Origin of the sequence: Vibrio sp. 2-1-2a (genome assembly GCF_032648565.1) — a bacterium.
In the GTDB taxonomy this organism is placed as follows: Bacteria; Pseudomonadota; Gammaproteobacteria; order Enterobacterales; family Vibrionaceae; genus Vibrio; species Vibrio diabolicus.
Genome location: NZ_WBOH01000003.1, coordinates 403,305 through 419,488 on the forward strand (window position 1 = coordinate 403,305; position 16,184 = coordinate 419,488).

The window sequence follows — 16,184 nt, forward strand, 5'->3', positions numbered from 1 at the left end:
AGTCTCGATAAAAACCAATAACTCCCAATAAAAACGGACGCCTTGTTAAAGCCGCCCGTTTTATGTTGAATCCAAATTTATCCGTTATCAATAACACCGTGATTCAGCAATGACTCTACAATCTCATTGGAGCTAAGACCGTTGAAGTCTATCGATGTACCTAAGTTTTCCACCACAATGGTTTGCTGGACATTTGCATCCGTCGTAATGTTCAGAGAAACATTTTCTGTTGATGCGTCGTAATCGGCTTGAATGTGCGCAAGTAAATCATCAATACCCGCCGTTGGGTCATTCAAATCAGCGATCACGTCTTTGAGGTCAATGGTGTCCTCATTGACGCTAAAGTCAGTGATGGTGTCAATCGCACCATTATCCACCGTGTCTTCTGTCCATTTAAAGATATCGCTACCCGCACCACCAGTCAGAATATCAGAGCCTAGTCCGCCGATAAGCACGTCATCTCCATCTCCTCCTAGGATATAATCATCTCCCGTACCTGCTGCTAAAGTAATGCCTGCATCACTACCAATAAGATAGCTGTCTTCACTTTCAGCAGACTGATCTATATCTTGACTATTTAGTGTAACGTTTAGATTAATATCCAATGGCGTTGAATACGCTTGGTCACCATTTGATGCTGTAGAAACCGCAGTCAATGTAATATCGTAATCTCCCGGGATCGCATTATTGATATGTAGCGTATCAATTTCATCTTCTGGAACAGTCCATGTTGTACCATCAAAGCTGATATTCGATGTTGTAGCTTCACTCGTGATCGTGGCTCCTCTTGGCACGCCAGTGAGCTCTAAGGCCAGTACTTCATCGACATCGGTCAACGCCGCCATAATACCCACCAGCGCGATGCCTTGACGGCTTGCACTTTGACTCGCACTAATTCTTTGAATGTAACTAAAGTTCTGATCAATGGCCAAGTTTGGTACGTCAGCGACCGGCGTTACGTTAATATCAAACGTTTCTGATGTTTGTAGTGAGGTACCCGTTAAGTTGTCATAGAAGATACCGTTGTCATCAGCGGTAACGGTAAGCGCAATAGAATTGCTGTTCACGTCACTGGCATCAATAAATACACCGACATCCGGATCCGTCGAAGCGAAAAGACTATTAAGCTGAGACAAAGTCCCCATCAGTACAGTTTCACCTGCTAAACCAACGCCTTGAGTAATGCCACTCCCCGCCGGGACAACGACACTTATATCACCCTCATCGATGCTGAGTGACACCGTCATGATTTCATTCTCATGAATACCTGCAAAATCAACATCGGTAATTTCGAAACCTGAGATTTTTTGATCCGATGACTCCATAATCGTATTTGTGACCATTGAGCCATCAATCTCCGGAGCATCGTTAATCGCCTGCACTGTCATCACGGCTGAGCCACTGACGGTCTTCGGATCCGAGACGCCATTGGTCATGCCATCATCCGTAATATCGTAATTAAAGCTTACATCCCCGTAAAAATCAGGAGCAGGTTCAAAGCTCCACTCCGTTGAGCTCAGTTGAGTAAGCGTCCCTGCTGCAGGGTCGACAAGCGTAACATTGCTAACGGTTAAATTGTCCGATTCAATATCAACCGCATTAACCAGCAAGTCCGCTGCGGTAACAATAACAGCACCGCTGTCTTCATCAATACTTGTCAGCGTCACTTCCGATGTTGTTGGCGCATCATTCACCTCTGTGACTTCAATTACAAATTGGCTGCTATTTGAATTGAGTGTTTCATCGACACCGCTAATCACAATCCCTTCGTTGCCTTGGTCATCGACAGAGATGTCGACATTGACGTTACCAAAGAAGTTAAGCGCTGGGTTAAACTCCACTAAACCATCAGCGATAGCGGCGTTAAGGTCAGATACGGTTCCTTTCAGTTCAATTGAACCCGTGCCGTCTCCAGAAACCGTCAATCCGTAATTGGCAATAATCGATGGATTGAGCGCCAAGTAACCGCTATCGACAGCAATATTCAAGACATACTCTGCGGTAGGATCATCAAGTACCGCATCCACATCCGAAATACCAAATGTATCCAGCAGGATAGCGTTGTCTTCTGGTGTTTCAACGTCAATGACATTCGCGAACTCCGGTCGATCATTCACCGCTTCAACATCAACAGCTACGTCAAACTCCTCGGCTGAACCTAAACTTTGGCGACCATCGAGCCCGGTATCAACCGCTTGCACTTTGAAATGCAGTGACCCACCCCATGAGTTATCGTTGCGATCACCAGAATTAAAGACCACTTGATCCAAATCTTGAGCATCGATTTCTAATACGAAGACGCCATTTCCTTGGTCAGTAAACACCGTTCCATCAGGTAATGAAACACTCGCCCCATCAGGGACATTTGAAATCTCAACTCTCAGCGTCTCTGGATCATTTTCCTGGTAGGTTGCGCCATCTCCGATGGACTCTTTGTTATCAACCACCAGCGCATTGACGTTGATAACAATATCTTCTCCCTCATTCCCCGCAGCTGAAGTATCAGGATTCACATCGACATCATCGCCAATAGGATTCACAACCAGCGTAAAGTTATTAGTTCGCTCTGTTGGTACTTGTAACAATTCTTCTTGGATGAACACGGTAATGCCAATCTCTGCCTCGCCACTGAAGTTTTTCGGCGGTTTGATTTGGATGTCACTCAAATCAACGGATGTCTGAGTAAGGTCTTTTAGCTGAATACTCCATTCTCCTCCGCCGTTGTTCTTAACAACATAATCAGAGGAATTGGATTGCACGACAAAATCATCAGGGATCCCTGTTAACTTGAGTGAAACGAAACTTTCAGAGCCATCATTATCGTTTAAGCTGATCGAAACCCCAGAGCCTGATTGATTCAACGAAATTAAAGTATCTTCGTCACCAACCACGGTAATTGGCTTCGTAGGATCGGCACCTGTAATCGTAATATCGTCCACCACTGGCGTAACTTCGAATGTCACGTCATCAGTAAAAGTTCTTATATCGATATTATCGCCAGGGTTATTTAGGATAGACTGATCAAATACAGCCTCGTCCGTGATCTCTCCTTCGATATTAATCTTGACGGTGTTTTGTCCCCCACCTACGGGATAATTTTCTTTCGGCTTAAACAGAACATTATCAAGCGCACCCGCTAAAATCTCAGCTTCATTAAACTCAATACTTGTCCCTAAGCTATTGCCATTTGCGTCAACAAACTCCCCCAGTGTTGCGTCATCGAGTGCTAACTTGATGTTCGTTAGCGTTTCCTGACCACCTTGGATATTGTTATAACGGTCAGCAAAATCGACATTTAGATTAAGTTGGATTAAACCATCTTCATAACCCACACCATCCGCCGTTGGTACATCGTTATTGAGGTCATTAACTGGTTGTTTGTTAGCGTCTAAACCGAGAGTACCTGTGATATCCACTGTCACATTTGGTGTAACATCACCATCTAATGGCTGATCACCCGCCGAACTCGGAACATCTGCAATCGGTAAAACCTGGACTGGAATTCGCACGTTGTTTTCTTTTTCGTCGCCAGACTCTGTGTCTTTGGTGACAAACCTCACAGGCAATTCGAAATCACCAGCGTAATCTTCAGCCAAGTGCATCGTTAAACCGTCCAAACCTGTGATATTGCCACTAGCATCAATATCTGCTTGGAAAACGTATTTACCATTGACAAAATCGATATCAGTGCCTGTTATCACCAAGCCTGGAGGAATACCGGGTGCAGATGGATCAATAACAACAGTCAAAACATCTTCCACACCATCCGCATTAATCGCATCGACTTTCGACGTCAATTGAGTGCCAAGGTCGATCGCATTATCTTCCGATGCTTCAATTTGGACGTCATCAGCCACCTGAATTTCAGCTGCAACACTTGTTTGCGGCGTGAGAACCGTCGGAAACTCAAGTGTCACGTCAGTCTCTCTTACTACTGTTGCGTCTTTTTCAACGGCATCTTCACCTAAATCGTTGACCTCGGCATAGATGGTTAACCCAATTTGAGATAGACCGCCGTTGTCACCATCATCGCTGTCGTCGTTTGGCGTTAAATCAAGACCCGAAGGCGCTTTAATCGAGAAGTTTTCTTCGTCAATGACTGTCCATCGACCGCCGCCTTCGTTCAATGCACCAACAATGACCAATTGATTGAGAATCTCAGGGTCGACATTGTGGAACTGAACAACAAGCTGAGTCACCACTTCATCTGAAGAGGCGTCAAACTCTTGGTATTTGATGATATTCGCACCAGACTCCCCACCCGTTGAAGTATTGATCGTAAAATCAATGTTCCCTTGACCGTCTGACTTCACGATGTCAGTGACAACGCCAGTGCTTTCAGTAACAAGCAAACGTGTCTGGGCGTCTAGCGATCCTGTTGTATTTTCTGGCTCAACGATTGGATTGACTTGGACATGCACCATGCCATTGATGGTTTTTTCTGCAATTCCCTGCCCTGGATTAGAAGCATCGACATATTCGTGGTCAATCTCTTTCACCGTCACCGTAGTATTCAAATCAAAGTCAGTACTAGAGTCTTGCTCTAATTGCACCTGGACATACCCGCTTTGAGAGATTCGAGCAGAAAAGTCTTGCTCCGACTCGTTCGCTAGTGGCGAAAGTGTTAATGTTCCAGAAACCAATGTTTGTGCTACGCCATCGACATAAACCGTGCTGCCTGGAGGAAATCCAGAAATCGTCACCTCACTAAAGAACTCGTCTGTATCAGGGCTTTGAGCCAACGTTGGCTTCCAATCAATATTAAAGCGTGTATCTTCATCACCTTCTGATTGAACCGTGTAGTTATCTTGCGCATCAATGACAGGAGCGACAATAATTCGGATCTCACCCGATGAGGTTCGACTGTGACCATCATTCTCTGTGACGATCGTCGTCGCTGTAATATGAATGTTCTCCGTCGATGACGCTTCCGGTTTAATAACAATTCCAGAATTAATATTCGCCGTGGTGATATTGGCTTCATAGATTGGCTGATTTTGCGCGTCATAGCCGACAAAAGTCAGATCGACGGATGCACCATCGCTATCAAATACCTCAACACCTGCAGGAATATTGGACAGCAGAACCGTAACCGACTCTGAGTGGTCATTCGGGTTATCTGGTAACTCGCCAGAGATGACACTAAAGCCCAACTCTACTTGACCATTCTCATCGATATTAGTCTCAATACCTCTTACATTGCCGTCATTAAACTCATGCCAGATCCCTGATTTATCATTCAGCTCAATAAATGGTATGTCAGCTACGCCTTTCACACCGACGATCACTGTTTTGCTGCCTAGTGACAAAATATCTTCGGCAACCCCATTAGATAACGATGCCGTGTCTTTGACGATACCTTCAACGTTGAAAGTAAAGTCATCATTGCTGTGCAACGGAGGAAGCACTTCGACGTTGGCTAACTCAGATTCTGGCACTTCGTAATAGAGTACATTGCCGCTTGAATCGGTCACTTCCACGATTTGACTTGGGTTTGCTGAATCAAGCCACACTAACGTAACGCCATCAATTGAGAAGTCAGAAATACGCACAAACAGTGCTTCAGAACCATCTAAATCCGCAGACGGCTTCATGGTAATCACTTCACTTAACTGAAGTGGATCATGATCCGTGACAGGATTGACGGTGTCTTGAGTTCGAGCATTATCCTCAAAGACATTGATTCGGTTGACTGTAAAACTACCTGGGTCCGCGATTGGGTTAACATCAATGATGATAGTTTCTGTCTCTGAACGTGCCGTTTCCTTCCCTGATAACGGATTATTGTTTTCTGTTGTAATCGCGGTTACATCAATCTTGATTTCGCCCGAGAAATTATCGATTGGGTCAATTTGAACGTCACCAATTCGGCTGGCATCTACGAGATAAACACCACCAGTTTGTGGAATCGCACTACCATCCGAATATACTAACTCTGCGTTATCTTCCCCTTGTGTAAAGACGAGTTCGTACACAATGCCTTCAGGGTTACTAGTATCTTGAGTTTCAGCCGTGATATTAAGTGAGACGTTGTTTCCGTCTTCATCAACCGAGTAGTTAAATTCACTGTTTGCCGTCCACGTTGCAATATCTGCAACGGCAGCAACTTCAATGTCTAAACGACCATTAATCGTATGATCTGGCGTACCATTGTTAAGAATTTCCACACGGATACGAGGATCGATACCAGAAGCATCGGTTGAGGTATGACGATCTGGTACGAAGTACAAGTTATCTAACGAGACAAGCTCACCATTGAATGACTGCTCGACATTTGATGCGTCGAGAACAACCGTATTGCCCACAGATGTTAATTCAATGTAGTTGCCACTACCGTCTCGGTAGTAGAACGTACCGTTGTGAGTATCAGCATCTCGAATAGTGATGTCACCTAAGCTCTCGTTACGGTCGATATCATGTAAATTGATAACCAAGTCGACTTTCGCCGGGTTGACATCCAGCGTCGACAAGTTGTCCTGAGTATTTGCAGAGTCAACGCCCACAACGACACCATCACGCCCTTGGTCCTCGAACGCAGTAACGGTAGACGTGTCAATTTGCGCATTGCGGTCTCTTATCGAGATATCCACATCGGCATCTGCGATATCGCCATCACCATCGGTTGCAACAACGTTGATGGTGAAATCAATCGAGTCGGTTTCGGTATGGTCAAGATCGTCATTAGGACGGAATGACACACTGCCATCAGTTCGAACAACCAAACGACCGATTTCAGTATCCACTCCGTCAAGAACCTTGTGAACAAATACGACTTGGTCGCTGCCGTTCAAATCGACAGAATCGGAATCAACACCGTTTTGCTTAAAGTAAATGCCTGAACCATCAGCCGAAAATGAAGTTATTTGTGCGCCGTCAGCACCAAGATCGTCATCACCTTCTACAGCATCTTGGAATAAATGAACCGTGCGGCTGCCTTGTCCCTCAACACGCGAAATAGATGCATCGTACAAGGTTGGAACATCATCGGTAATCGTCACTGGTAAGTTAATACCTGCCGTATCGCCATCGACATCGGTCGCAAATACAGGAAGATCGAGTATGAGTGTATCTTCGCCTTGGGTTGTGTGGTCGAGCGCCCCCTCAAGTGTAAACTTGTAAGAGCCGTCAGCGTTCAAAACTAGCGTGAACACTGAGTTACCATCAGGTGTTTGACCTTGATAAGTAAAGTTGTTGTTGCTTACCGCGGTTTGAACTAACGTCACCGCAAGACCACCTGAAGTGACTCCTGGTATCGGGTTAGAAGTAAGATCCAACTGGTAAGAGACAACGGTATCTGCCCCTTCCACCGTATCGAAATTACCCGTTGCTTCAAGGCTGTCTTTGTTGGTTGCCTGAGAGCCATTGGTGAGGTCATCCTCATCAACAGCCAAAGCATCTGCTGATTTAATTTCGGGAATGTCATCAACCACGGTAATTGGAAGATTCAGTGATGATGACGTGTCACCATCAAAATCTGTGACTGTAATTGGGATATCAATGACAAGGTTGTTTTCACCTTGAATAGCGTCATGGTCGATGGGTCCCAATAGTTCAAATTGGTAACTGTCGTTATTCGCATCAAGAGACAGCGTGAAGATCTTAGTTGAGGTGCCAGCAATGACCGCTTGGTAACTGGTTACACCACCAACCGAGCTCACCACATTCAACTCGATGCTGTTGCCGTTTGAAGTTAAGCCAGACACAACCGCATTGAGGTCAGAAACTTGGTAGCTGACTATCTCATCCGCGCCATCAACGACTTCAAATCCACCAGTTAATACCGTTGAATCGCCACTTGTCGTGTCTGAGCCACCAGCAAGATCATCTTCATCAACGGTTTGTTGGCTAGAGTCTGTCACTTTCACAATCGCTGGAACATCGTCCACCACAGTGATCGGCAAGGTGATGTTATTGGACACATCGCCGTCAAAATCGGTCGCATTGACTGGGAAGTTGATGACTAACGAGTTTTCATCGTTACCCGCAGGATGATCAAGTGCACCCAACAGTTCAAATTCATAACTGTCTACTGAACCATTTAGCGTCAGTTTAAAGACGGTATCCGTCGTACCTTGTACATAAGCTCGGTACTCAATCACACCGTTTGAATTTGAAAACTCAACCAATTCAAGCGGCTGACCGCCTGAGGTAAGTCCTGATACAGGTGACGTCAAGCTATCCAACTGGAAGCTAACGATAGAATCAGCACCATCCGTAACGTCAAAGTTGCCGCCAATGATATTGGATTCTGGCGTATCGTCTGAACCTTGGCTTGGAATATCATCCTCATCCACAGACAAGGTACTACCAGAGCTAATAGCATCAATGGTTGGCTTGTCATCTACGACAGTCACTGGCAAGGTCGCAGTGATGGTATCGTTGTCGCCATCTGTAATCTTCACAGGTAGATTCAACAAAATCTCATCAGAGTTAACCGCTTGATCTAACTGACCAGATAACTCAAAGTCGTATTTACCATCTTGATGAAGTGTCAACGTGAAGACAGTCACTCCACCCGGAGTTTGTCCCACGTAAACAAGCGCGTCAGCAGTTGAAGCACCAACGTCTTGAGAAAGTGTTACCACTTCTCCACCCGATTTCAGATTCGGGATAGGATTTGAGCTCAGATCTAATTCGAAAGAATCAATACCATCTGCGCTAGTGACTTCGAATTCACCTGATACCGTTAACGGCTCTTTAGTGCTATCAGAACCAAGAGGTAAGTCATCTTCGTCGACACGTAGACTTTCAATATTGGTAACAACTGGAACATCGTCCACAACGGTAATTGGCAATGTGAAGGCTGGAGAAGTATCACCATCATTATCTGTCGCGGTCACAGGGAGGTTAATAATGATCTCGTTTTGATGATTACCATCTGGGTGATCAAGCGGCTTCTGTAAATCGAACTCGTAGGAATTGTTCGTTGCATCCAACGTCAGTTCGAACACCACTTCAGCAGGATTGCCAGAGACACCTTGGTATACGTTCACGCCGTTTGCGCTAGAAGACAGAACTAAGGTGATAGCGTCACCATCTGAAGTCAGTGACGCAACAGGCGTGGTCAGGTCACTAAGCTGAATAGAAGCAACTTGGTCAGCACCTTCGGTTATATCAAAAGTACCTGAAATAACAGTATCTTCTGCACTTGCAGCATCCGTACCTGCTGGTAGGTCATCTTCATCAACGGTTTGTTCGCTGCCTGCTAGTAAACCATCAATGGTCGGAACATCATCCACAACCGTAATTGGTAAGGTGATGTTGTTCGACACGTCTCCATCAAAGTCCGTCGCGTTTATCGGTAAATTGATGACCAGTTCATTTTGGTCATCAGCATTTGGATGATCGAGAGGAGCAAGCAAATCGAACGTGTAGCTGTCATCAGAGGCATCGAGGGTCACACGGAATACTGGTGTCGTCGTGCCATCAATACGAGCTTCGTAAACTGAAACGCCACCTGCGTTTGATACTTCAACCATAACCAGTGATTGACCACCAGAGGTCAGGCCTTGTACTGGCGTCGTTAGGTCAGAAACGCCGTACTCCACAATGCCATCAGAGCCATCAGTCGCGATGAAGTTACCGGCAATGCTGTTCGACTGCGTACCATCAGATCCGACTGTTGGGATATCGTCCTCGTCAACCGTTTGCACACTGGTTGCTTCGATGCCACCAAGTGTCGGCTTGTCATCAACGATCTTGACAGGAATTGTCTCAGCAGACGTGTCGCCATCAAAGTCTGTTGCGATGATTGGGAAGTTGAGCGTTAACTCATCACTATTAACAGCATGATCGATTGGGCCTTCAAGCGTGAAGTTGTAACTACCATCGGTATTCACCGTCAGCGTAAAGACTGCTTCTGTGCCTGCCGTTGCTTTGTAGGTAAAGCTGCCGTCGCCATTTGCGGTTTCAGTCAGCGTGACCGCCACGCCTTGTGATGTCAGACCATCCACTGGTGTTGCAGAAGCGTCGAGCTGATAGCTTACCACTCGGTCAGAGCCTTGCGTTGTGGTGAAGTTGCCATCGATTGATATTGGATCGTTTTGATCCGAGCCAATCGTGGCTAAATCATCTTCATCAACGGTAATCGCATCGACATCAGTAATAGTCGGCTTGTCATCGACGATGGTGACTGGGATCGTTTCTGTGGTGGTATCACCATCAAAATCTGTCGCGATGATTGGGAAGTTCAGCGTCAGCTCATCACTCCCTGTTGCATGGTCAATTGGACCTTCAAGCGTGAAGTTGTAACTGCCGTCGCTGTTCACCGTCAAGGTAAATACGGCTTCTGATCCTGCGGTAGCGGTATAGGTAAAACTGCCATCCGTATTCGCGCTTTCCGTCATTGTCACCACTACCCCGTGTGAGGTTAAGCCATCAACAGGGTTAGAGGACGCGTCTAACTGATAACGCACAACATGATCAGAGCCCGTCGTGACAAAGTGACCATCAATCGACACGGACTCGTTTTGATCAGAGCCAATCGTCGCCAAGTCATCTTCATCCACGCTGATCGCATCAACATTAGTAATGCTTGGCTGATCATCAACAATAGTGACAGGCAGTATTTTAGTTGAAGTGTCGCCATCAAAGTCTGTTGCGATAATCGGGAAATCGATTTGTAGGCTGTCGCTATTCATCGCATGGTCTAGTGGACCTTGCAGAGTAAAGGTGTAGCTGCCATCTGGCTTCAGCACTAATTCAAATACGGCATTGCCATCTGCTGTGGCAGTGTAAGTAAAGCTACCATCACCGTTTGCCGTCTCAGCAAGCACGACAGGCTCACTATGAGAGGTCAACCCTGCTACTGGATCCGCGGTTGCATCAAGCTGGTATTTAACAACGCTGTCCGAGCCTTCTGTCGTACTAAACGAACCAGACATAAACGCATCATCGTTATGGTCTGAGCCTATTGTGGCGAGATCATCTTCGTCTACTGTCAGTGGAACAACGTTGTCGATGCTTGGAACGTCATCAGTAATGGTGACTGGAATGGTCGCGGTCGTCGTATCACCATCAAAATCCGTCGCAATGATTGGGAAGTTCAGTACTAACTCATCGCTGTTTAACGCATGGTCGACCGGCCCTTCCAGACGGAAGTTGTATGTGCCATCAGCATTCACATTCATGGTGAAGACCGGATTGCCATCCGCGGTAGCAACGTAAGTAAAGCTGCCATCGGCATTCGCAGTCTCTACCAAAGTAACAGGCTCACCTTGAGAAGTTAAACCTGCGACAGGATCAGCCGTTGAATCAAGTTGGTAGCTCACCACACGGTCTGACCCTTGAGTGGTCGTGAACGCACCTTCTACATAAACAGCGTCGCTTTGGTCTGAGCCAATACCTGAGAGATCATCTTCGTCGACAGCCAGAGGCACGACATTATCGATGATTGGTGCATCATCCGTGATCGTGACTGGAATAATTGCCGTGACCGTATCACCATCAAAATCGGTGGCAATAATCGGGAAATCAATCGTTAGGCTGTCACTGTTGGCCGCATGGTCGATTGGTCCTTGAAGCGTAAAGTTGTACGTACCATCCGTTGCGACGTTTAGGGTAAAAACAAGATTACCATCTGCGGTCGCGACATAGGTAAAGCTGCCGTCACCATTCACGGTTTCCACCAAGGTAATCGCCTCACCTTGAGACGTCAGGCCCGCAACAGGATCGGCTGTTGAATCCAATTGATAGCTCACCACTCGGTCAGAGCCTTGAGTGGTCGTAAACGCGCCTTCAACGAACAGATCGCCGCCTGGGTCCGAGCCCACACCGCCAAGGTCATCTTCATCGACACTCAACGCATCCACCGCTGTAATGGTCGGTACATCATCAACAATCGTGACTGGAATGGTTTCAGTAACGGTGTCGCCATCAAAGTCGGTTGTGATAATTGGGAAGTTGAGTGTCAGCTCGTCACTATCCACAGCGTGATCAATTGGCCCTTCTAGCGTGAAGTTGTAAGTACCATCAGTATTCACAGTCAGCGTAAAGATCGCTTCAGAACCCGCTGTCGCTTCATAAGTGAAACTACCATCACCATTTGCGGTTTCTGTTAGCGTTACCGCCACACCTTGAGATGTTAAACCGTCAACCGGTGTTGATGAAGCATCGAGTTGGTAGCTCACCACACGGTCTGAGCCTTGCGTGGTTATGAAGCTGCCATCAATAGAAGTTGGATTACTTTGGTCTGAACCGATTGATGCTAGATCATCTTCATCAACCGTAATTGCATCCACATCAGTAATAACTGGCTTATCGTCCACGATGGTGACAGGGATAGTCGCGTTTGTGGTGTCACCATCAAAGTCTGTTGCGATGATTGGGAAGTTCAGCGTTAACTCATCGCTATCTACCGCGTGGTCGATTGGCCCTTCAAGCGTGAAGTTATAAGAGCCATCGGTATTCACTGTCAGCGTAAAGACCGCTTCAGTCCCCGCTGTCGCCTCGTAAGTAAAGCTGCCATCGCCGTTTGCGGTTTCAGTTAGCGTGACTGCCACGCCTTGCGATGTGAGTCCAGCCACTGGTGTTGCAGACGCGTCAAGCTGATAGCTCACTACTCGGTCAGAACCTTGTGTGGTGGTGAAGTTGCCATCGATTGAAATCGGGTCAGTTTGATCCGAACCAATCGTGCCTAAGTCATCTTCATCAACGGTAATCGCACCGACATCGGTAATGGTCGGTTTATCATCCACGATGGTAACAGGCAGTACGATTTGGCTTGTGTCACCATCGAAATCGGTAGCAATAACGCTAAAATCAAGGGTTAAGCTGTCGCTATTTGCCGCATGGTCGATTGGACCTTGCAGCTCAAAACTGTACGAGCCATCAGTATTCAAAATTAATGTGAAAACTGCACTGCCATTTGCCGTTGCGCTGTAGGTGTAACTGCCGTCTGCATTTTGCGTTTCGGCAATGGAGACGGTTTGACCTTGAGATTGCAGGCCATTTAAAGGATCAGCGTTTACATCCAGCTGATACTGCACGACGCCATCAGAACCCTGAGTCGTCGTGAACTGACCTTCAACTAACGTTGGCTGTGATTGGTCAGAGCCTACCGAACTTAAATCATCTTCATCGACGGCAAGAGCAACAACGTCGTTAATGGTTGGCACATCATCAGCAATGGTCACTGGTAGAACAAGTGAACTGGTGTCACCGTCAAAGTCCGTTGCGACAATAGTGAAGTCTAGAGTTAAGCTATCGCTGCCCACAGCATGATCGATTGGACCTTCAAGAGTAAATGAATAAGAACCATCAGGGTTCACTTGTAAGGTGAAGATAGCGTCCCCTTCTGCCGTTGCAGAATAGGTAAAGCTGCCATCTGAGTTGGCTGTTTCCGTCAGAGAGATAGATCGACCCTGTGATTCCAACCCATTGAGTGGATCAGTTCCGCTCTCTAATTGATAACTTACAACTCGGTCTGAGCCCTGAGTTGTCGTGAACTGGCCTTCAACTAATGTTGGCTGTGATTGGTCAGAGCCTACCGAACTTAAATCATCTTCATCGACAGCCAGCGCATCAACACCATCAATCGAAGGAACGTCATCTTGAACTTGAATGACAATTTGCGCCGCTTCTGGTGTGTTCGAACCTTCAGTAATCGAGGAGCGGTCGCCATCCGCATCTACTGCGTAAACCGGCAGTGAGAAAGTAAGCGAGTCATCGTTAGCACCCGTATGGTCAAGTTGTTCATACAAGTTGAATTGGTATTCGCCCAATGCAGGCGCATCAATCGCCACATCAAATACTGTGATACGCACGCCATCCAGCTCGATGAAGCCTTCGTAAGTGCGCACGCCGTTGCTCTCTGACGCTAGTTCCAGTTGAACAACCTGCCCTTGAGATTGGAGTTCTCCACCAACATTAAACTCTGTAGGTTCCAACTCATAGTGATCAATGATGTCACTACCGACCGCTGTCGTGATCGACCCAGTGCCACTTGTTACTACCGCGCCTTCCTGTGAACCTTGGTCAACACCCGCTTCGTCTAAAGACAATCCCGTCACGGTTTCAATCACTGGATTATCGCCATCAAGGATGTTTAACGTAAAGGTGTTGCTTGCCGTATCTTGGTCGAAATCGACGATTGTGGTTGGCAAAGAGAGCTCAATCGTATCTTCACCGTTTGTTTGTTCTAACGGCTTAAATTGCTCAAATTGGTAGGTACCATCAGTGTTAAGACTGATAGTTAAAACGGTTTCATTAGAGCCCGCAACGGACAAGGTGATAGTGCTGCCGTCTTCAGATAGTACCGCCTCTGTCGCCTGATTATCACTCAATAGGCCATCAAATTGACTAAGTCCTTCTTGATTAAATGTGACCGTTGCCAATTGATCACTACCAATATCAACAAAAGTGCCAGTAATCGGAGTAGAAGAAGATTCAACGTTTTCGAAAGTAACGTTTTGCGGCGCCGGATCATCGCCATCAATAACGGTTGTCGTGAAATCGATAGGTGCTTGAATACTGTTACCACCAATATCTGCGCCTGTAATGTCAAAAGCGATATTGATTTGATCACCGGAGATGGAAACTTGACCATCAGCAACAGAAGCGACATGGTCAATGCCCTGGCTAATCGTGGTAACGACCTCTAACTCTAAATCACGGCCTAAAGATGTCGCTTCGATCTCTATACGAAGCACTTCGTTACCTTCTTGAGTGCCGATAATGGCATTTTGCGCTTCGTCATAAACGAACGCCACTGGCTGACCAGCAGAGGTAATATCACTATTTAGCTCGGTTAACAGAGACTCTAATGAGGACGTTTCAGGTACAAATGAAGCGGTATCAAGTGCGAGATCCCCTGCTTCAACCAGCACACTAGAAGAAATGGTTTGCGGATAGCTTGATAGAGAAATTGAGCCTTCTGTTACGCTAGATTGCAGTGATTGTCCGCCATCGGCAAAAATAGTGACATCCAAATCATCAGCTTCATAGCGTTCTTCTACACCGCTACGAGTCGCTGACGTCTCAAAAAAGGTGGAGGCAAGTACTTCCGGATTATTATATTCAACGGTCACATAGCCAGCATTGGCTGAGCCTTCAGCGCCAGCACCAGCAGCCGTTGCTTCCAAAATAGCAGTCGGGTCAGCACCATCTAAAATGGCCTGTTGGATGGCCGCGACATCATTAGCATCAAAGTTAGCACCTTCGATAGCTGTTGGATCGAAAGTAACCTGGCCATTAACTGGAGATTGCAGCAAGGTTTCTGGTTGTTCAAAAGAAGGTTCTGGAAGGCACGCGACACAATTAGCATCAACCAGATACAGCTCATTATGTATCTGTACATCAAGAGAAGCGTTATTTTCAGTAATGATCACTTCGCCAGATATTAACTCATCCCCCGCTTTTATAGACCTGACTTTTCCATCCAGACCTAAAACCAAGACTTCACCTTTGACAGCATTTACAATCGCGTTCTGCGGCACGGTTTGCGTACTCATCTGACCTCCGCTAATGGCCTACGTTTCCCATTAACCTTTTTAGATAGTTTTTAAATGATTTAGTGCGGCATACTGCACACCTTTAGACGATTAGACTAAGTATCAACTCATTAAACAATCGATAAATGGCGCACTAATGAGCAAAGTAAGTAAAACTTACTAGTAGTCACAGAAATGTGACACATGTCCTAACACCGCAATATCGATTAATTATATGAAATTGATACCTTATTCCGTATAAGTGTAGTCGTTTTAAAAAAGAAGATAGATGAAAACGCTCAGCTAAACGCCAAACTACCGGTTGCAATCAATAATGGAAGAAAAGCAATAAGAATGTTGTATACACCTGAACGTGATGACAACTTAATCAATATTGGTGACGAGAAAAACGTGACGATTAAATATTGAATGACATAAATCGTTGGACAAAATATAACCATGAAAATGTGGCTCAAAATATGAATTCCCGAGCACCACGAATTCGGCTTTGTCCTGATATACAGTAAAAAAAATACGAGCAAGCTAATAAGAAAATACATAAACATCACACTTGAAAATAATTATCATTTTCAATCATATGTAAATATTCCCCCACTTTCAATGATGTGAGAGCTATTAATACCATCGTTATTATCAATCAACACAATAAGTAAAATTATCAGTAATTCCCGTCCTAAACGTTTGCGTAATCGCTAACCTTCTCTTAACCTTGATTTGAGGCTTTTATCACGGTTT

General features: G+C 45.9%; 1 protein-coding gene. It reads right to left on the reverse strand.

Going from position 1 to position 16,184, the window contains the following annotated elements:
• Positions 1-77: 77 nt before the first annotated feature.
• The gene (locus F7Y48_RS10200; RefSeq protein ID WP_316683805.1) at positions 78-15,449 is read right to left on the reverse strand and encodes a retention module-containing protein; all 15,372 of its coding nucleotides are present in this window, start codon (positions 15,447-15,449) and stop codon (positions 78-80) included.
• Positions 15,450-16,184: the final 735 nt, after the last annotated feature.

Excerpts from the sequence above, each read along its gene's own strand:
- F7Y48_RS10200 (WP_316683805.1), bottom strand. The coding sequence starts at position 15,449 with ATGAGTACGCAAACCGTGCCGCAGAACGCGATTGTAAATGCTGTCAAA.